The organism is Nocardia sp. NPDC055053, assembly GCF_053608285.1.
In genome coordinates this window covers 27,299-47,303 of the sequence record NZ_JBSGVD010000003.1, presented here as the reverse complement: position 1 = coordinate 47,303, position 20,005 = coordinate 27,299, and the positions used below count along the sequence as shown (strand labels likewise).

Below are 20,005 nucleotides of genomic sequence, written 5' to 3'. Positions count from 1 at the left end.
ACGGATACCCGGCTCCCACTGCTGTGTGCCCGAGGATCAGGCGCTGACCATCTCCGCGTCGTCGGCGATGGAATCCGGCTCCGCCGCTCGCGGCGGAGCGAGGAAGCCACTCGCCGCGCCCACCGCGGCGCCGATACCGGCGCCGACGATCGTGAACGGCACCGACACGGCCGTGTAGCCGGCCATCCCGCCCAGGATCGGGCCCGCGACCAGGCCGATCGGCAAGAAGACGACACCGGTGACGAGGCCGGCCACCGCGCCCGCCGTGCTCGCCGCCATGGCGAAAGGCGTGGCCACCGTCGACCCGACCGCTGCGCCGCGCGCGGCGGAGCCGAGGGTCGACGAGGCGATCCGGTCCGAACGGCTGCGCTCGAGCCCGACCGAGTCGAGGAAGGTCGCGAGATTGGCCTCGGCGTTGGCCGAGGCGTCGTTGATCTGGATCGAGGTGTCTACCGGAACGAAGTCCGGCACCGGAACCAGCTGGTCACCGAAGCGGAACTGCCCCGGCGGCGGCAGGATCGGCGGGACCGGCGCGACCGGGGCCGGCGCGTGCAGCGTGCCCACCGGCGACAGGTAGTCCGTCTCCGGGCCGGTCCGCGACCACTGCAGTGAGCTGCGCGTATTCTCCGGCATCTGCTGGCCCACATACGGAGTGGTGTTGGGCGCCACCGCGTCGAATACCGGTCCGGCCGGGTGCTCGGGCTGGGTCACCGCCGCCTGCGCGGGATCGGCATTCGCGGTGCCCGTGCCGATCAGGGCCATGACCAGCGGGACCGCTCCAGCCGCGACGACCGAACCAACCTTTTGTCGCTGCGGGCTCGGCGCCCTGTGTTTCCCCGTCGCCATAGATCACCTTTCATCCTGGGGATTGGTCTCACATATGACCTCCGGCATTCGGACCGGTGCCGGACCCGGATGGGTCCGAAACGATGGCAACCCGGAATGCCGGTGTGCGGAAAGGCAACTGGAAACGAGAAAGGCCGGGGGGTTCGGAGAACCACCCGGCCTGCGTGCGGCGTGTACTAGCCGACTTCGCGTTGCTGCTCGCGCACCCGCGCCCGCTTGTTGTTGCTGCCGGGGGGCGCGCCGAGGGCCGCCGCGAGTTCGTCGGCGTCGGCCTGGTCGGACTGGACCTCCTCGATCGCCAGCCGGGCGAAGACCCACTGCTCGGTGGCGGCCATCTGGCCGCGGTTGCGGCCGAGGAACGAGACGAACCAGCCGATCACGGTGACGATCCGGCTGCGGTAGCCCACCAGGTAGTAGAGGTGCAGCGCCAGCCAGGCCAACCAGGCGAGGAACCCGCTGAACTCGATCTTGCCGATCTGGCAGACGGCGTCGAAGCGCGAGATCGTCGCCATCGAGCCCTTGTTGAAGTACTTGAACGGCGCCCGCTGCTCGGGAGTCTGGCCCTTGAGACCGGCCTTGATGGCCTTGGCCGCATACGTCGAACCCTGGATCGCGCCCTGCGCCTGACCCGGCACGCCGGGCACCGACATGAGGTCGCCGACCACGAAGACATTCGGGTGGCCCTTGACGGTGAGGTCCGGTTCCACGATCACGCGACCGGCCCGGTCGACCTCGGTGCCGTCGGAACGCTCGGCGATCATCTTGCCCAGCGGGCTGGCCTGCACACCGGCCGACCACACCTTGCAGGTGGCTTCGATGCGCCGGGTGCTGCCGTCGGCGTCCTTGACGACGACACCGTGCGCGTCGACATCGGTCACCATGGCGTTGAGCTGGATCTCCACGCCCATCTTCTCGAGCCGCTTGGCGGCCTTGGCGCCCAGCTTCGGGCCCATCGGGCCGAGCACCGCGCCGGCGCCCTCGAGCAGGATGACGCGCGCGTCGCGCGGATCGATGGTGCGGAAAGTGCCGTCGAGCGTGCGGTCGGCGAGCTCGGCGATCTGGCCGGCGAGCTCGACACCGGTGGGGCCGGCGCCGACGACGATGAACGTCATCAGCCGGTCGCGCTCTTCCTGGCTGGTCGCCAGCTCGGCCTGCTCGAAGGAGCCGAGGATGCGCGCGCGCAGCTCGAGCGCGTCGTCGATGGTCTTCATGCCGGGCGCGAAGGTGGCGAAGTGGTCGTTGCCGAAGTACGACTGCTGCGCGCCGGTGGCGACGATGAGGCTGTCGAAGGGGGTGACGGTGTCGCGGTTGAGTAGTCGCGAGGTGACCGTGTTGTTGACCAGGTCGATATCGTGGACGTCACCGAGCAGCACCTGCGCGTTCTTCTGCTTGCGCAGCACCAGCCTGGTCGCGGGGGCGATCTCGCCGGTCGAGAGGATGCCGGTGGCCACCTGGTACAGCAGCGGCTGGAACAGGTGGGTGGAGGTCTTGGAGATCAGGGTGATGTCGACATCGGCCTTGCGCAGGTGCCTGGTGCCGAACAAACCGCCGAACCCGGAACCGATCACCACCACACGGTGTCGCTGGTTCCCGACAGACTGAGTGCTCATCGTCCTGCTCCTCGACAGACTGGGGTGGGCCCCGCAATGGTGGTGACAGGGTTAACCGTAGTCGGCTCCGGATGCGACGTCGCCACGAGATCCCGGTTCCGATCTTGCTGTGGTGCGTTCTTTCACCGGGTGCCGGGCGCCGCGGTGAGATCCACCAGGGCGCCCGGACCGGCTGACAAGATCGAGAATACGGGACGGGAAGGGTCAGCGACCGGCGAGCAGAAGCTCGGCCACCTTGGTATCCGTCTCGGCGCCCTCGGTGTAGCCGCCCTCGGCACCGAGCGCGTTCATGACGGCGAGGGTGTAGCGCTCCCCGTTGCCCGCGACGCCGACCGAGTTCACCACCCAGCCGTCGGCCTCGGCCGACCAGCCGTTCTTCAGGCCGGGACGCATCCGCGAGCCGGCGCCCCACACGCCCCAGTGCTGGTTGGAGTCGACCGAACGCATCCGGTCGAGCAGGTAGGCCAGGTCGTCGGGGTGCATGGTGTCGAGGATGGTGTTCATCAGCCGGTCGAGGTCGGCGGCGGTGCACTTCTGGAACGACCAGTCGGGGAACATCGCGGACATGGTCGGCTGCGGGATCAGGCTGACCATGCCGTAGGCGCGGAACGCGTTGTTGTAGGCCATCCGGTCGAAGCCGATGTACTTGTTCCACAGCACGTTGGTGGCGGCATCGTTGGAGGTGGCCAGCATCGCCTCGATATTGGTGCGGTCCTCGGGGGACAGGCCGATGGCGCCGACCCTGGCCCGGTTGAGCAGGTCCGCGGCGATGGCGAGCTTGATCGTCGACGCGGTCCACACCTGGTTCTCGGCGTGCTCGTTGGCGTAGATCCCGCCGGTCTGGCGGTCGCGCAGGACGTAGCCGACGACGCCAGGGCGCCCGGCGAGGTAGGAGTTCACTCGCGCGATCCGCGAACTCATGTCGTTGTCGAAGCCGGGTAGCGACACCTGGGTCAACGCGGGCGGCGCGGCGTGCGCCGGAGCGGTCAGCACAGGGACGCCAGGAGTGAGGACGGCCGCGGCGGCGAGGAGACAGGTGGTTGCTGCGACCCGGGATACGACGCGGGTGGAGGGGGAACGGTCACGCACGAGGGACCACACTCGCACACCCGGCGCCCCAGCGCACTATTTGCGAAGAAATCGGCGATGTTGTGACAGCGCCGTTGCGCCGCACGGGTTTTCCGCTCAGTGATGGGCGGCGTGCGGTGTCGCGATCGGGCAGCCGTTGAGACGATGGCAGTGTTCGAACGCTTCGCCGTGCTGATCGAGCGGCCAGGAGTGCAGCACCTGCTCCGGCCCGTAACGCCGGGAATTGATCAGCTCCCAGCGGGCGCCTGCGCGGCGGACGATGAAACCGCCACCGGGAACCAGGGGAATCACCTGCGCGATCATGAACCGGACCAGCCTTTCGCCTGCGGCCGAACTGTCCCACCCGAACGACAACGATCCCACGGGCGGCTTCCCCGATAGCGCAGGCGCGGCCGGTAACGCGTTGTGGTGTGGCCTATTTCACTAACCCTGCTCGGTGGCGACGGCGGGGCCGCACGATTGCGGGTCGGTCGCTGGGCGTATAAACAACGGATGCCGTTGCACCTCCATCGCGCCGAACGCGCCGACGCGCTGGCCGACGGACTCGCGGATGTGCTCGGCGCCGTACCGGCCGACCCGTTCACCACCGAGGTGGTCGCGGTGCCGGCCAAAGGCGTGGAGCGCTGGCTGGCGCAGCGGCTGTCGGGTGTGCTCGGGGTGGCGGGCACGGGGGACGGTGTGGCCGCCAATATCGCGTTTCCCGCGCCGACGGCGCTGGTGGCCGAGGTGCTGGCCGCGGCGAGCGGGATCGCGCCCGCCGACGATCCGTGGCACGGGCAGCGGCTGGTGTGGACCTTGCTCCGGGTGATCGACGAGGTCGCGGACCAGCCGTGGGCGGCGGTTCTCGCGCGTCATCTCGGGCTGCCCGGTGCCGGGCATCGGGTGGGCAGGCGCTACGCCACCGCCACGCACCTCGCGACCCTGTTCGACTCCTACGCCGCGCAGCGACCGCAACTTCTCCTCGACTGGGCGGCGGGCGCCGACACCGACGGCGCGAGCGGAACCGTGCCCGACGACCTGGCCTGGCAACCCCGGCTCTGGCGGGCATTGCGCACCGCCGTCGGCTCGCCGAGCCCGGCCGAGCGCCTGGCTGTCGCGTGCGCCCGGCTGCGGGCGGAACCGGATTCCGTCGATCTTCCCGAACGCCTGTCCCTGTTCGGTCTCACCCGGCTGCCTGCCGATCAGTTGGCTGTTCTGGCCGCCTTGGCCGAACACCGCGAGGTTCACCTGTGGCTCGCGCATCCGAGCCCGGCGATGTGGACGGCGCTGTCGGCGGCGGAAACCCCGGACCGCAGCGGCGCGGTCCCGCGATCGGCCGACCACACCGCCGATCTGGTTCGCCACCCACTCCTGGCCGGACTGGCCAGAGACGTTCGCGAACTGCAACAGCGTCTGGACCCGTTGCTGCACAGCGAGATTCACCTCCCCGCCGAGCCTGCGGCGACCACCTTGCTCGGCGCCGTGCAGACCGCCATCCGCGACGACCAGGTTCCGGCCGCGGGCGCCATGCCGGACGGCACCGTCGAAATACACGCCTGTCACGGCCCCTCCCGGCAGGTGGAGGTGCTGCGCGACCTGCTCCTGACGGCCTTCTCCGCCGACCCCACGCTCCAGCCGCGTGACGTGCTGATCATGTGCCCGGACGTCGAGGCCTACGCCCCGCTGGTGCGGGCCGCCTTCGGGCATCGCGGGGCAGGTGCGGTGGATCTGCCCGTCGAAGGCGAGCATCCGGCGCATCAGTTGCGGGTCCGGCTCGCCGATCGCGGGCGGGCGGTCACCAACCCGATGCTGGCCGTGGTCATCGAGCTGCTCGAGCTGGCCGACGGACGCGTCACTGTGACGCAGGTGCTCGACCTGGCGGCGAGTGAGACCGTGCGGCGCCGCTGTGGGTTCGACGACGACGACATCGAGCGGCTGCGCGAATGGGCGGCCGAGTCCGGCGCCCGCTGGGGGATCGGGCAGCGGCAGCGCGAGGCGTTCGGCCTCGCCGACTTCGCGCAGAACACCCTCAATGCCGCCGTCGACCGGATCCTGCTCGGCGTCACCGCCGACGAGTCCGGTGACGACTGGCTCGATCTGGCCTTGCCGCTCGACGACGTCGACTCCAACGATGTCGACCTGGCGGGCCGGTTCGCCGAATTCGTCGACCGGCTCGCCGTCTGCCTGCGCGATCTGCGCGGCCCGCGGCCCGCCGCGGAGTGGACGGCGGTGCTGCTGCGCGCGGTCGACCTGCTCACCGATGTGCCCGACGCGCACTCCTGGGTCCGGACCGAGGCGCGCCGCGAGATCGTCGCCGCCACCGAGCACGCCGGTGCCACACCGCTGCGGCTGGCCGACGTCGCGGTGCTGCTGACCGGGCGCCTGGCGGGCGGGCCTGGCCGGGCCAATTTCCGCACCGGCGAACTCACCGTGTGCACGCTGGTCCCGATGCGGTCGGTGCCGCACAAGATCGTGCTGCTGCTCGGACTCGACGACGACGTCTTCCCTCGCCCCGGCACCGTCGACGGCGACGACCTGCTGGCCCGCGACCCGCTGGTCGGCGAGCGCGATGCCCGCAGCGAGGACCGTCAGCTGCTGCTCGACGCGATCATGGCGGCGGGGGAGAAGCTGCTGATCCTGCACACCGGCGCCGACCCGGTGACCGGCGCCGCGCGCCCGCCCGCGGTGCCGGTGGCCGAGCTGCTCGACATCCTCACCGCGCAGGTGGGCCGGGCGGCGATGGACGCGGTCCATGTCCGGCACCCCTTGCAGTCCTTCGACCGTCGCAATTTCGACCCCGACCGTCCGCGCAGTTTCGACACCGTCGCCCTGGCCGGTGCCCGGGCCGCCGCGCGCCCGTCGAAGTCGCGTCCGCCGCTGCTGGCCGCGCCGCTGCCGCCCGCCCCGCTCGCGGATGTCGCACTGGCGGAACTGATCTCGTTCGCCGAACATCCGGTGCGCGCGTTCCTGTGGCAGCGGCTCGGGCTGCGGGTGCCCGAGGAGGCCGAGGACATCGCCGAACAGCTGCCGATCGAACTCGACGGCCTGGCGAAATGGGATCTGGGCGAACGGATGCTGACCGCACGGCTCACCGGCGCCGACCCTGCCGGGCTGCGCGCCGCGGAATGGCGGCGAGGCACGTTGCCGCCGTTCGGTTTCGGAGCCGCGGTACTCGACGAGGTGGAAGGCACCGTCGACACCCTCGTGCGCACCGCACTGCCCGACTACGAAGCGTCCCCGCGTGCCGTCGACATCGCGATCGATCTCGGCAACGGCCGCACCCTGGCAGGCACCGTCCCCGAGGTCCGTGGCGAGACGCTGGTGCGCACCACCTACTCCCGGCTGGCCCCCAAACACCGTCTGGCGGCGTGGGTTTCGCTGCTCGCGCTCGCCGCGACCGAGGACAGGTCGTGGCGGGCGATCAGCACCGGACGCGGCCAGTTCCGCAGCAGGCCGGTCGCTCGATCGGTGATCGTGGCGCCCGAGGCCCCCGCCGCGCTGGCCGCGCTGCGTGACCTGGTCCGCCTGCGCGACGAGGGGCTGTGCGAACCGCTGCCCGTCACGCCTGCCGCCACCGCGGCCTACGCCGAGCGCCGTTTCCGCGGTGACAGCGTCGCCGATGCCCTGCTCGCCGCCGAACACGCCTTCGACGGCGGACCCAACGGCCCGGACAAATTCGGCGACCACACCGACCGCTACCTGCGCTACGTGTGGGGTCGTGCACCCCGATTCGCCCAGCTCGCCGCCGAATCCGCGCGGGCGGGCGAGGCGGAGAGCACTCGCTTCGGCGCGGTCGCGCGCCGCTGGTGGGCGCCGCTGCTCGCCGCCGAGAGTCAGGGACAGCCATGACCGGGACGATGTCGGCGCCCGCCGCCTTCGACGCCGCGGGCGCGCTGCCCGAAGGCACCACCGTGCTCGAGGCCAGTGCGGGCACGGGTAAGACGCACGCCATCGTCGGGCTCGCCGTCCGCTATGTCGCCGAGGCGGGGATCGGCATCACCGAATTGCTGCTGGTGACCTTCAGCCGCGCCGCCACCCAGGAGCTGCGCGAACGGACCAGGGACCGCTTCGTCACCGTCGCCGCGGCCCTGGCCGACCAGGACATCGCGCGCGCACATCCGGACGAACTGGTGCGCGCCCTGGCCGACACCGACCCCGCGACGCTGCGGCTGCGCAGGCACCGATTGCTCACCGCCCTCGCCGATTTCGACGCGGGCACCATCGCCACCACGCACTCGTTCTGCCAGCGCATGCTCGACGAACTCGGCCTGGCGGGCGAGCACGATCCGGGTGCCCGGCTGGTGGAATCCGTCGACGAACTCGTCGCCACCGTCGCCGACGACCTCTACCTGGCGCGCTACGCCCGCGATCGGGCGCCGTTCACCCTCCGCGAGGCGCACACCCTCGCGGTGGCCGCCGTGCACGACCGGCACGCCGACCTCGCGCCACGCTCCGACGGCGCGGCCGGTGAGCGGGTCGCCTTCGCGACAGCGGTCCGCGCGGAGACCGAACGCCGCAAACGCCGTGCGGGACTGCGCGATTTCGACGATCTGCTGGTCCTGCTGCACGAGGTTCTCGCCGACCCGGAGCACGGCCCGCCGGCCCGCGCGCGGATCCGGCAGCGGTACCGGGTGGCGCTGGTCGACGAGTTCCAGGACACCGACCCGCTGCAGTGGGACATCCTTCGCCTTGCCTTCCACGGACACGCCACCCTCGTCCTGGTCGGCGACCCGAAACAGGCCATCTACGCGTTCCGCGGTGCGGAGGTGCTCAGTTACCTCGACGCCGTCGCTCTCGCCGAGCAGCGCACCGAACTCACCCGCAACTGGCGCAGCGACGCGGGTCTGCTGCGCGCCGTCGACCATCTGTGCGGCGGTGCGGAATTGGGCCACCCCGAAATCAGCGTCTACCCCGTCACGCCGACCCGGCCCGCGACCCGGCTGCACGGCGACCCCGAGGTGATCACGCCGTTGCGGCTGCGGGTGCTGCCGCGCACCGGGGCAGGGCCACGCAACCGGTCGGGGTTCCCCTCGGTCGGCAGGCAGCGGGCGAAGGTGGCCGACGACCTGGCCGCCGACATCGTGACCCTGCTCGAATCCGGGGCGATGATCGAGGCCAAACCCGAACGGGGCGCGGATCATTCGCTGACCGAGGTCGGGGACGGGCGGGTGCGCAGGCCGATCGGGCCTGGCGATATCGCGGTCCTCGTGCGCACCCGCACCCAGATCGACGTGGTGCGGGCCGCCTTGGACCGGGTCGGCGTCGCGTCCGTCCTGGCCGGTGGCACCAGCGTGTTCGCGACTGTCGCCGCCACCGACTGGTTGTGGGTGCTGCGGGCGCTGGAGCAGCCGCATCGCGGCGACCGGGTGCGGCTGGCCGCGTGCACGCCGATCCTCGGCGTGACCGTCGCCGAGATCGACTCCGGCGGAGCCGATCTCGTCGGCCGGGTCTCCACCCAATTGCGGGAGGCGGCCCGGCTGTTCGGCCGCGCGGGATTCGCCGCCGTCTTCGACAAGCTGGCCACCGAAACCGATCTCGCGCCGCGACTGCTCGCGGTAGAGAACGGCGAACGTGAACTGACCGACCTGCGCCATATCGCCCAGCTGCTCGACGAGGTCGCCCTCGCCGACGGGCTCGGCCTGACCGCGCTGACCCGCTGGCTCGCCGACCGGGTGCGCGACCCGGAGGCGGGCAGCGTCAGCGGCCGCAGCAGGCGCCTGGACCGGGACGCCGCGGCCGTGCAGATCGCGACCGTGCACGCCAGCAAAGGCCTCGAATTCCCCATCGTCTACCTGCCTTTCGCGTGGGACAGCGCCAAGAACCCCTATCCGGCGACGCTGCTGTTCCACGACGACAACGGCACCCGCGTCCTCGATATCGGCGGCAAGGAGGCGCCCGGCTACAGCGAACGCCAGATGCGCTGTGAGGCCGAGGAATCGGGGGAGGAGCTGCGGCTGCTGTATGTCGCGCTGACCCGCGCCATGTGCCAGGTCGTCGCCTGGTGGGCGCCCGCGGTCACCACCGGCGCCGCGCCGCTGCACCGGATGATCCTCGGTAGACGGCCGGGATCGGCGCAGGTACCGCGCCGGGCGGAGATTCCCGCGGATACCGCGGCGGTGCAACGGATCTCGGAGTGGGCCGCACCCGCGTCCGAGGTGATCTCGGTGACCGCCGTCGACCGCCCCGAGGACGTCGCGCCACGGCGGGTCCGCACCGAACTGCCGACCGGTGAGCTGGCCGCGGCCGGTTTCACGCGAGTGCTCGACCAGCAGTGGCGACGGACCTCGTACTCCGCGCTCACGGCCGGCGCTCACGACATCGCCGGGGTCACCGAGGAAGAACCGGAGGACGGCCCGGGTCCCGACGACGAACCGGTCGAAGCTCCCGTCGACGCCCCCACCGGCGGCATGGGCGCGCCCTCCCTGATGAATGCCCTGCCCTACGGCGCGGAGTTCGGCACGCTCGTGCACGGCGTCCTCGAAATGGTCGACACTTCGGCACCCGACCTCGCCGCCGAGGTCAACACCCGCTGCGTGGAAGCGGTCGAGCACACCATGGCCGAACTCGATGTCGACCTGCTGTCCACCGCGCTCCTCGAAGTCCTGCGCACCCCCGCCGATTTCGGCTCGCTCGCCGGGATCGCGACCCGTGATCGACTGTGCGAGCTGGAATTCGAGCTCCCGCTCGGTGGCGGCGACACCCCCGGTGCCCGGTCGGCTGGCATGCACGCGATCGCCGACCTGCTGCGCACCCACCTGCCCGCCGATGACGTGCTGTCCGGCTACGCCGACCACCTGGCGGCGCTCCCGGACACGGTCCTGCGCGGCTACCTCACCGGCAGCATCGACGCCGTGCTGCGGGTACCCGACGCCGTGGGGGAGCACCGCTACCTGATCGTCGACTACAAGACGAACCGGCTCGGCACCGGCGACCTCACCGTCGAGCACTACCGCCGCGAACACATGGTGACGGAGATGATCCGCTCGCACTATCCGCTCCAGGCCCTGCTGTACGCGGTGGCGCTGCACCGCTACCTGCGCTGGCGGCTGCCCGGTTACGACCCCGCCCGCCACCTCGGCGGCGCCCGCTACCTGTTCGTGCGCGGCATGATCGGCGCGGCCACCCCGCCCGGCCACGGCATCTTCGACTGGCATCCTCCTGCCGAACTCGTTGCCGCGCTGTCGGATCTGCTCGCGGAAGGGGCCCGATGACGTCTATCCAGGTGGCGCAGCGGGGAACCGGGCTCCTGCGTGTCTTCAACGAGGCCGGTGTGCTGTCCGCTGCCGATGTGCACGTCGCGGTGCGGCTGGGGCGGATGGGTCGTGAGGACGACGAGGATGTGCTGTTCGCGGCGGCGCTGGCCGTGCGTGCGGTGCGGTCGGGGTCGGTGTGCCTGGAGCTGGCGCGGATGCGGGAGATCGGTATCGATGCCGACGAAACGCGCGACACCGCAACGGGAATCGACCCGGCGACGCTGCCGTGGCCGGACACCGATCGGGTGCTCGCGGCCTTGCGGCGCAGTCCGCTGATCTGCGGTGGGCAAGCCGGGCCGTTGCGGCCGTTGCGGATCGTCGAAGCCGACGCCGAGGGTGGCGCGCTGCTCTACCTCGACCGGTACTACCAGCAGGAGCAGACGCTGCGGCGGGTGCTCACCGAGCGCAGTGCCGATCACCCGTCGATCGACACCGAACTGGTGCGCGCGGAACTCGATCGGCTCTTCGCCGATCCCCTCGGCGAGGGACCGGACCGGCAGCGGCTGGCGGCCGCGCTCGCCGCGACCCACTGGACCACCGTCGTCGCGGGTGGTCCCGGCACGGGCAAGACCCACACGATCGCCCGGATCCTCGCCCTGCTCACCGCCCACCGCCGCGCCACCCCGAAACTGCCCGCCCTGCGCATCGCGCTGGCCGCGCCGACCGGCAAGGCCGCCGCGCGGCTCCAGGAAGCGGTGCGTGAGCAGGCCGCCGAGCTGGGTCTGCCCGAGCTGACCGCCGCCACCTTGCATCGTCTGCTCGGCTGGCAGCGGGGACGCACCACGCGATTCCGGCACCACGAACACAACCGGCTGCCCTACGACGTGGTGGTGGTCGACGAGACGTCCATGGTGTCGCTGACGATGATGAGCCACCTGTTCTCCGCGCTGCGGCCCGACACCCGGCTCGTACTGGTGGGTGACCCGGATCAGCTCGCCTCCGTCGACGCCGGCGCGGTGCTGGCGGATCTGGTCGCCGGGCCGATCAGCGGTGCGCCGAACCCGGCGCTGCGGGAGTTGCTGCAGTCCGATGTGGCACTCGGCGAGCAGCCCGCGACGGGAGCCGGCGCGGTCGAACAAGCGTTGCCGGGCCCGCCCCCAACGGAAGATCGGACGCACGCCGTGTCGGGGCATCACGCAACGGAACACCGAATGTCCGCGAGGCCGGACAGCGGGGCCGAGTCGCCGCTCTCGACGGGCGCATCGGCGAATCTCTCCGGGCCGCAATCGGATACGGAGTCGCTCACCGCGCTCGAGCAGCGCCGCCTGCGCGGTGGCATCGTCCGGCTGACTCGGGGAAGGCGCTTCGGCGGCCGGATCGCGGATCTGGCAGTCGCCGTGCGCGCGGGTGACGCGGACGCCGCGCTGGCGATTCTGCGGGCGGGCGGTGACGACGTCTCCCTGTGCGCGCCCGACGACACCGCCGCGGTGCGCGCGGATGTGACGACCGCGGCCCTCGCCGTCACCGAGGCCGCGAACGCGGGCGACGCGGTCGGCGCCCTCACCGCCTTGGAATCGCATCGACTGCTGTGCGCCCATAGGCAGGGCCCGTTCGGTGTGGAGCGCTGGGACCGGATGGCCGCGGAGTGGGCGGCGGCAGGCGGCGCGGGACCTGAAGGGCCGCAATCGGTCTGGTACCCGGGTCAGCCGCTGCTGGTCACCGCCAACGATCACGAGGCCCGCATCTACAACGGCGACACCGGGGTGATCGTGCGCCGCCCCGACGGTTCGCTGCGCGCGGCCCTGCAGCGCGGCAGCGAACCGTACCTGGTGCACCCGACCCAGTTCCCCGCGGTGGTCACCGTGTTCGCGATGACCATCCACCGCAGCCAGGGCAGCCAGTACGACACCGTCTCGGTGGTCCTGCCCGAACCCGAATCCACGCTGCTGACCAGGGAATTGCTCTACACCGCCATCACCCGGGCCAGGCTCCACGTGCGCATCATCGGCACCGAGGAGTCGATCCGCGCCGCCATCGGGCGGCGGGTGCTCCGGGCCAGTGGACTGTCCCGGAGCACCCCGCCGTCGTAGCGGTCAGCGGGCGGAACTGCGCGAGAAGTTCCAGGACCACCAGTGGTCGTCGTCGAGGTCGGCGCGGATGGGGTCCTCGATCTCGGTGCGGAGTTCGGGGGGCAGCTGCGTCAGCGCGGGAATGATGTCGGGGGAGAGGTCGCTCAGATAGGCGGTGTCGAGGCGCTTACCGTTCTCCCATCGATCGATATTCCGTTCGGCGACAAGATGTTCCGGGTTGAGGATCGCCAGCGCGATGAGCGTGCCGAGCGCGGTACCGACCGCGGCGCGCGGTACCCAGCTCCACCGCAACCGGGCGATCGCGACCAGGACGAGGACGTACACGACACCCACCCACAGCTCACACACCTCCACCAGCAGCCGCAGCACCGTGAACCCGTAGGCCTGCTGATAGGTCCACATCCGCGCGAGCGCCGACCCGACGATGACCAGCGCCAGCACGCTCACCGCGCTGAGCAGAATCCGCAGCCAGCGCCGGTCGGCCGCCGTCTCGTGCGAGGACCAGCGCAGCACCGCCAGGATCACCGCCAGCGTCAGGATGCTCACCGCCGACAACTGCCAGAACCCACTGCGCGCGTACTCGGCGTAGGTCAGGCCCGCGGTCCGCTGCACATAGTCGTCACCACCGAACAGCGCGACGAACTGGGCCCCGACGAACACACCGAACAGCACGGTCAGCGCACCGACCGGCAGCACCCACTCACTCCGCGACCACAACCGCGCCGGCCGCGGTGACGCCGCCGCCGCGGCAGGCGGACCGGCGAGCAGATACAGCGCACCGAGCGCACCCACGGCGACCACGCCGAACAACAGAATCCACTGCCAGGCGGTCGCCGCGTCCACGGTGGGCACCAACCCGCTCAGCAAGTCGGCGAACGTCGCGTCCGCCCCACCCAGCAACGGCACGAACACCACCAGCAACGCCGCCGTCGCCGCGACCGACACCCCGTACCGCCGCACACTGGACAGCTCCGCGGGCCGCGCCTCCCGCATCCCCGAAAACGCCCACGGCACAGCACCGAACGAGGCGAACGGCACCGCGACCATGTCGTGCACGATGCCCCGCGACGTCCGCCGCCCCAGCACCGCCAGCGAACCCGCGACACACGCCGCCAGCACACACAGCGCGAACAACCACCCGGCGGCGCGGACCGTACCGACCCCGAGCAGTACGAGTGCGGCGATGGTCCACCACAGGCGATCACGAGCGGTGACGGGCTCGGCACTCGGCACAGTGCCGCGGCCGGTGCCTTGCGCGCGCTTCCGGACCGTAGCGCCGGGCGACGCGTTATCGGGTGCTGTGTGCGAGGAGTCGCCGGGCTGGATTGCGGGCGAAGGCTTCTCGGCCGCTGAGGGCGAAGAGCTGCCCGGCGCCGCGGTAGTCGAGTCCCTGCCGTGCCCTGCGGGCTGATCGGTGTCGGTCGCGTCTATTGTCTCTGCGGAAGTTTCGCGGGACGACTCCGTGGTGTCGGTGGATTCCCCGACGCTCGCAGGCGGTTTCGCTACCACGTGGCCTTCACCGGTACTCGCGACCGAGTCCGCTTCCACATCGGCTGACCCCTCGACAGCCGATGTGGACGCGGCGGTCTGAGCGTTGCCTGCGGGCGTCCGCGCCGCCGCCTGAACCTCCGCGGTGGCCTCACCTGTCGTCCCGGTCGCCGCGACGGCGGACGTACCTACCGCTGGGTTGTCGGCTGACGGCGCGTTCCCCGTGGAGGCAGGCGCTTCCGTGCCCGCCGCGACCTGTGTCGCCGAAGGCTGCGAGACCGTCTGCGATTCCGCTGTATCGCCGCTGACGGTGTTGCGGGAACGGGCGCGGTAGTCGACGAGGCACAGGGCGCCGGTGATCACGCCGCCTGCCAGGAGCCAGCCGATGCCGGGACGGTCGACCGGAATCACTGTCGCGCCGACGATTCCGGCCACGGCGGCAGCGGGGAGGACACCGGCCGGTCGGGCGACGCGCTGCCAGCGCTGCGGGACCGGGGGTGATGGCGGAGGTAGTGGCGGCATGGGGCGTACCGGGGACGTCGTGGCGGCGGCCTGCCAGCCCGCGGTCCACGGCTGTGGTGAATCGGTACTGCCTTGTCCCGCAGGCGATGTCGTGCCGGAAGTCGGCTTTTCGGCAACGGTCACCGCTGGTTCGGGTCCGTCGGGTGTTCGCGGGGTCGTGGGTTTTTCGGTCATGATGTCCCCTCACATGGGTGTGCTGGATCGTCCCGGGACCTGAGGTCACGGGATGGTGTGCCTGGATGTGGTCGGGTCAGTGGGTGGGCAGGACGACGCGGATGCGGGAGCCGGGGTCGGCGACGGCGATGGTGCCGTCGTGCAGGTCGATCACCCAGCGGGCGATGGCGAGGCCGAGACCGGTGCCGCCGCCGTCGGTGCGGCCGCCCCGGGTGAAACGGTCGAAGACGGTGGCGCGGTCGGCTTCCGGGATGCCGGGACCGTCGTCGGAGATCTCGAGCACCGTCGCTCCCGGCGCGGTGTGCGCCCAGACCCGGACCTCACCGCCCGCCGGGCCGTGCCTGGCGGCATTGTCGAGCAGGTTGAACAGCACCTGGTGCAGCCGGGCCCGGTCGGCGTGCACGGTGGCGTCGGCCGGTTCGATCGATGTGGTGAAGCGGACACCGCGACCGAGCGCGGCCGTCATCACCTCCGCCTCGGCGATCACCTCCGCCAACAGCGGTGCGAGCGGCAGTTTTTCCCGGTCCAGCGTGAACGCGCCCGCCTCGATGCTGGACAGGTCGAGCAGTTCGGACACGAGCAGGCCGAGCCGTTCGGTCTGGGCCAGCGCGGTGCGCAGGGTCGCCGGATCGGGTTCGCTGATCCCGTCGACGATGTTCTCCAGCACCGCGTGCAGCGCCGTCACCGGCGTGCGCAGTTCGTGGGAGACATTGGCGATGAGGTCGCGGCGCTGCCGATCGGCCGCGGCCAGATCCGCCGCCATCTGGTTGAACGCGTTCGCCAGCTGACCCACCTCGTCCCGGGAACTGGCCCTGACCCGGAAGCTGTAGTCGCCGTGCGCCATTCGCCGTGCGGCCGCGGTCATCTCCCGCAGCGGGCGGGTGATGCCGTGCGCGAGGAACTGCGAGGTGACCAGCGCGATGATCATCGCGGTGAGCGTGGTGAACGTCGGCAGCCAGCCGATCCGCAACCAGAAGTAGGCGAACGCCACCGCACCGGAACAGACCATGAGCACGGCCAGCTTCAGCTTGATCGAGCGCAGCGGATCCAGCGGTCGCGGCATCCGGTCGGCGACCCGATCGAGGAAGCCGCGCGGTGCCTCGGCCGGCACCTCGCTCATCGCGCGTCCAAGGCGTAGCCGACACCGTGCACGGTGCGGATCAGATCGGCGCCGAGTTTGCGGCGCAACGCCTTGATGTGGCTGTCGACCGCGCGGGTGCCCGAGGCGTCCGACCAATCCCAGATGTCCTCGAGCAGCCGCTCCCTGGCCAGCACCGCCCGCGGCCGTTGCGCGAGACGGGTGAGCAGATCGAACTCCAGCGGGGTCAGCCTGGCCTCGGTGGCGCCGCGCCAGACGCGCCGTTCGTCGAGGTCGATGCGCAGATCACCGACGACGATCGCGCTGTCACCACGCTCGGCGGCCCGCTCGACCCGCCGCAGCAGGGCATGCACCCTGGCAGCGAGCACCCGCATCGAGAACGGTTTGGTCAGGTAGTCGTCGGCGCCGACGCCCAGCCCGATCAGCTGGTCGGTCTCGTCGGTGCGCGCGGTCAGCATGAGCACCGGGACATGCCGGTCGGCCTGGATACGTCGGCACACCTCGAGCCCGTCGAAGCCGGGCAGCATCACATCGAGCACCACCAGATCGGGTTCCCCCGCGGCGGCCGCCGCCACCGCACCCGGACCGTCGTGCGCAAGGTCGACCGCGAACCCCTCGGCCCGCAACCGCGCCGCGACCGACTCGGCGATCGTCACCTCGTCGTCGACGACGAGGATCCGCCGCGCGGGCTGTCCTGACCCGCCCCCACTGAATTCCATGGTCAGACCCTAGCGAGCGGGTGTGGAGGGTTGCGTCGCCAATTGTGGAGATTCTGTGTGCAGCGCGTCAGGCGGCATGCAGCATGGCGGGCATGGAGCGGTAGCTGTTCAGGTTCACCAGGCCGCGCGGGATCGGGGGGCCGTCCAGGTGGAGGTCGGGGTACCGCTCGAAGAGGGCGCGCAGCGCGATGGTGCCTTCCAGGCGGGCGAGGCTGGATCCCAGGCAGCTGTGCACGCCGCCGCTGAACGAGAGATGTTCCGCGGCATTGGGTCTGGTCACATCGAATCGTTCGGGCTCGGCGAAGACGGTGGGGTCCTTGTTGGCGCCCGCCAGCAACAGCAGGACAAAGGAACCGTATTCGACGTGCTGATCGGCGATGTCGATGTCGGAGCTCGCGATGCGGCCCGTGATCCGGATGGGACCGTCGTAGCGCAGGATCTCCTCGACCGCGCCCGGCCACAGCTCCGGCCGCTCCATCAGCATTTCCAGCTGTTCCGGATGTCTTGTCAGCAGGGCGATTCCGTTGCCGAGCATGTTCACCGTCGTCAAGAATCCGGCGTCGAGCAGCAGGGCCGCGTTGGCCACCTGCTCGCGGTGGGTGAGCTCGCCACCGGTCACCAGCGTACTGAGCACGTCGTCGCCCGGGTCCTCGGTGCGCTGGGCGATCTGCTCGTCGAAATACGCCTGCCCCTCGGCCATGTCCTCGACGGCGCGGCGGAAAGTGGTCCAGGTCAGGCCCCGGTCGAGTAGCGGCGCACCGGTGTCGCCCCACCGCAGCAGGGTGGAATGCATGTCGTCGGGCAACCCGAGCAGCTCGGCGATGATCGCGATGGGCAACCGCTCGCAGAACTCGTCGATCAGATCCGGTCGCGGCGTCGACTTCATGCCGTCGAGCAGGTCATCGGTCACCTCGACGACCCGTTCCCTGAGCTTGGCGATCGCCTTCGGCGCGAACGCCTGCCCGACCAGGCGGCGGTAGACGGTGTGTTCGGGCGGATCGGTCACCAGCATCGAGGGCGGTTCGGCGAGGTTGGGAAGTTCCAGATCCGTCTTGGTCAACACCCAGCGCATCAGCTGCGGCAGGGCCTGATTGTTGGGCGTGACCACGCCGAAGCGACGGTCCCGCAGGATGAGCTTGCAGATCTCGTGGTCCGCGGTCACGCGCACCTTCGAGACGGTGGGCATCCGCCCCAGCTGCCGGATCTCCTCGATGGAGCGCGGCGCGCCACGCCCGCGATCAGGTCCGGCCAGGATCTGCGCGAGGGGATCACCGCGCCGCAACGACATCAGGAGATAGGTCCGAGTCATGCGATGGACAATCAGCCACCGAAACCATGCGCGCGTCAACATCGTCGTCACCTCCCACGCAAGATCTCCCCATGGTAGAGCGCCTCAGGCATGGTTGGCTAATTCTCGGCTAGCCTGAATCGGCAAGCCTTCAGCTCAGGTGAGGGGCACGATGGACAGGCGCGGATTCATCAAGGGTGTCGGCCTGGCTGCGACGATGCTGTCCACGGGCACGTCCGCGGCGTGGGCGCAAGACTACGGCCTCAGCCCACCGGTGTTGGTGTACCGCGCACTGGTGCCGGAGATCTTCGCGCCGCTACCGGATCCGGCCGATCATGTGCCCGCGATCGTCATCGGATCGGGATTCGGGGCGTCGATCGCCGCGCTGCGCCTGGCCCAGTCCGGGACCGAGGTCGCCGTGCTCGAGCGCGGGTCGCGCTGGCCGAATGATCTCTGGCGTGACATCTTCGCCGTCGACACGTTTCCGGACGGCCGTGGCTTCTGGCAGCGCACCGCCTTCACCGCCGTGACCGGGAGGCCCATCGCGCTCGATCCATTCGGCGGGGTCCTCGACATCACCAGTTACCCGGGCATCGACGTGTGGCGCGGTGCGTGCGTCGGCGGCGGCTCGGTGGTGTTCACCGGAGTGATGATCGAACCGGAGCAGCGGTTCTTCGACCAGCTGTTCGGCGGTGTGGTCGGCTACCGCGAGATGCACGATGTCTACTACCCCAGGGTCCGGGAGACCTTGCGGCCGAGCCCGATACCCGACGACCTCTACCACTCCATCGCGTTCGCGCACGCGCGAGCCTGGGACGGGCAGGTCCGCACGGCAGGCTATACGCCGCAGCGCATCGACGGCATGTGGAATTGGCACGTCCTCCGCGACGAGCTGGCCGGGCGATCGATGCCGTCGGCGACGGTCGGCTGTTCGAACCTCGGCAATTCCAACGGCGCGAAGTTCGATCTCAACCAGAACTACCTGCGCTATGCCGAGGCCACCGGTCGTGCCCGGATCTATCCCGGCCACCGGGTGGACGCCATCGCCGCGGACGGCCCGGGTCGCTATGTCGTCAGCGTGACCAAACTGGCACCTACCGGCGAGGTGCTCCGAACCCGGACGCTGACCTGCGACAAGCTGTTTCTCGGTGCGGGCTCCATCGGTACCTCCGAGCTGCTGGTGCGCGCGCGGGACACCGGCGCGCTGCCGAACCTGAACGAACACATCGGCGAGGGCTGGGGCACCAACGGCGATGTCGGCCTGGCGCGGCCGCTGACCTCACTCGAGGTGGGCACGCAGGGCGCGCCGTCCACGAGCCGGATTCTGGACGAGGCGGGGGGCGCACCGGTATCGCTGGAGAGCTGGTTCATCCCCGGCGCGCTGCCGGTCGACGTCGGCACGCTCGGATCGCTGGGCATGGTGCTCGACGACACCCGCGGCCGGTTCGTCTACAACCCGGCCGATGGGCGGGTGAACCTGTGGTGGCCGCCCAACGGCCAGGCGGGCTATCTCGCGCGAGCGCAGGAAGTCAACGACAAGATCACCGCGGCCTGCGACTGCGTGCCCATCGGCCCGCCGGTCGCGAGCGGGGACGCCTCGTTCACCTCACATCCGCTGGGCGGCGCGGTGCTCGGCCGAGCGACCGACGGATACGGCCGGGTCGTCGGCTATCGAGGCCTGTACGTCATGGACGGGGCGGCTGTGCCCGGTAGCACCGGAACGGTGAACCCGTCGTTGACGATCAGCGCGCTGGCTGAGCGCAATATCGAGCAGATCATTGGTTCAGGGGAGTAATAAGCGACGGGAGTGTTGCAGACACACCCTGCAATTGGGCATCGAAGTAATTGCAGTGGGGTATCGAAGTCGAGCTGCATATCGCCTTCGTAAATTTATTCATTACTTCGCGG

12 protein-coding genes are annotated in these 20,005 nt (G+C 70.5%); 4 read left to right on the top strand and 8 right to left on the bottom strand.

Annotated elements, in window-relative coordinates; genetic code table 11:
- Positions 1 to 36: 36 nt before the first annotated feature.
- The 4 genes from ACWF82_RS04015 to ACWF82_RS04000 all read right to left on the bottom strand — a co-directional run bounded on the left by ACWF82_RS04015 (position 37) and on the right by ACWF82_RS04000 (position 3,908).
- Positions 37 to 846, bottom strand: coding sequence for a hypothetical protein (locus tag ACWF82_RS04015; RefSeq protein ID WP_452497763.1), 810 nt, complete (start codon positions 844 to 846; stop codon positions 37 to 39).
- 176 nt (positions 847 to 1,022) lie between these two features.
- A complete protein-coding gene (locus tag ACWF82_RS04010) occupies positions 1,023 to 2,456 on the bottom strand; it encodes an NAD(P)/FAD-dependent oxidoreductase (protein ID WP_452497761.1) in 1,434 nt (477 codons plus the stop codon).
- Between the two features lie 204 nt (positions 2,457 to 2,660).
- Positions 2,661 to 3,557, bottom strand: a complete 897-nt coding sequence (locus tag ACWF82_RS04005) for a tat pathway signal sequence (protein WP_452498172.1) — start codon at positions 3,555 to 3,557, stop codon at positions 2,661 to 2,663.
- Positions 3,558 to 3,641: 84 nt separating this feature from the next.
- Positions 3,642 to 3,908 carry a hypothetical protein gene (locus tag ACWF82_RS04000; RefSeq protein ID WP_378848373.1) on the bottom strand — a complete coding sequence of 89 codons (267 nt, stop codon included), beginning with the start codon at positions 3,906 to 3,908 and terminating at the stop codon, positions 3,642 to 3,644.
- Positions 3,909 to 4,037: 129 nt separating this feature from the next.
- Here ACWF82_RS04000 and recC point away from each other — a divergent pair, with 129 nt between their 5' ends.
- The 3 genes from recC to ACWF82_RS03985 are packed head-to-tail and all read left to right on the top strand — an operon-like array spanning position 4,038 to position 12,807.
- On the top strand, positions 4,038 to 7,373 hold the full coding sequence (gene recC, locus ACWF82_RS03995; protein ID WP_452497758.1) for an exodeoxyribonuclease V subunit gamma: 3,336 nt from the start codon (positions 4,038 to 4,040) through the stop codon (positions 7,371 to 7,373).
- On the top strand, positions 7,370 to 10,735 hold the full coding sequence (locus ACWF82_RS03990; RefSeq protein ID WP_452497756.1) for a UvrD-helicase domain-containing protein: 3,366 nt from the start codon (positions 7,370 to 7,372) through the stop codon (positions 10,733 to 10,735). Before recC ends, ACWF82_RS03990 begins: the two co-directional genes overlap by 4 nt.
- Positions 10,732 to 12,807, top strand: coding sequence for an AAA family ATPase (locus ACWF82_RS03985; protein ID WP_452497755.1), 2,076 nt, complete (start codon positions 10,732 to 10,734; stop codon positions 12,805 to 12,807). The genes ACWF82_RS03990 and ACWF82_RS03985 overlap by 4 nt, the downstream gene beginning before the upstream one ends.
- Before the next feature lie 3 nt (positions 12,808 to 12,810).
- On the opposite strand, the gene ACWF82_RS03980 is transcribed toward ACWF82_RS03985, so the two are convergent.
- The 4 genes from ACWF82_RS03980 to ACWF82_RS03965 all read right to left on the bottom strand — a co-directional run bounded on the left by ACWF82_RS03980 (position 12,811) and on the right by ACWF82_RS03965 (position 18,118).
- A complete protein-coding gene (locus ACWF82_RS03980) occupies positions 12,811 to 14,991 on the bottom strand; it encodes a DUF4153 domain-containing protein (protein ID WP_452497753.1) in 2,181 nt (726 codons plus the stop codon).
- A gap of 76 nt (positions 14,992 to 15,067) precedes the next feature.
- On the bottom strand, positions 15,068 to 16,111 hold the full coding sequence (locus ACWF82_RS03975) for a HAMP domain-containing sensor histidine kinase (protein ID WP_452497751.1): 1,044 nt from the start codon (positions 16,109 to 16,111) through the stop codon (positions 15,068 to 15,070).
- Positions 16,108 to 16,809 (bottom strand): response regulator, encoded by a 702-nt coding sequence (locus ACWF82_RS03970; RefSeq protein WP_379309531.1) that lies wholly within the window; start codon positions 16,807 to 16,809, stop codon positions 16,108 to 16,110. Before ACWF82_RS03970 ends, ACWF82_RS03975 begins: the two co-directional genes overlap by 4 nt.
- Before the next feature lie 67 nt (positions 16,810 to 16,876).
- Positions 16,877 to 18,118, bottom strand: a complete 1,242-nt coding sequence (locus tag ACWF82_RS03965; protein ID WP_452497749.1) for a cytochrome P450 — start codon at positions 18,116 to 18,118, stop codon at positions 16,877 to 16,879.
- A gap of 151 nt (positions 18,119 to 18,269) precedes the next feature.
- Between ACWF82_RS03965 and ACWF82_RS03960 the strand changes: the two genes are divergently transcribed.
- A complete protein-coding gene (locus tag ACWF82_RS03960) occupies positions 18,270 to 19,892 on the top strand; it encodes a GMC oxidoreductase (RefSeq protein ID WP_452497747.1) in 1,623 nt (540 codons plus the stop codon).
- Positions 19,893 to 20,005: the final 113 nt, after the last annotated feature.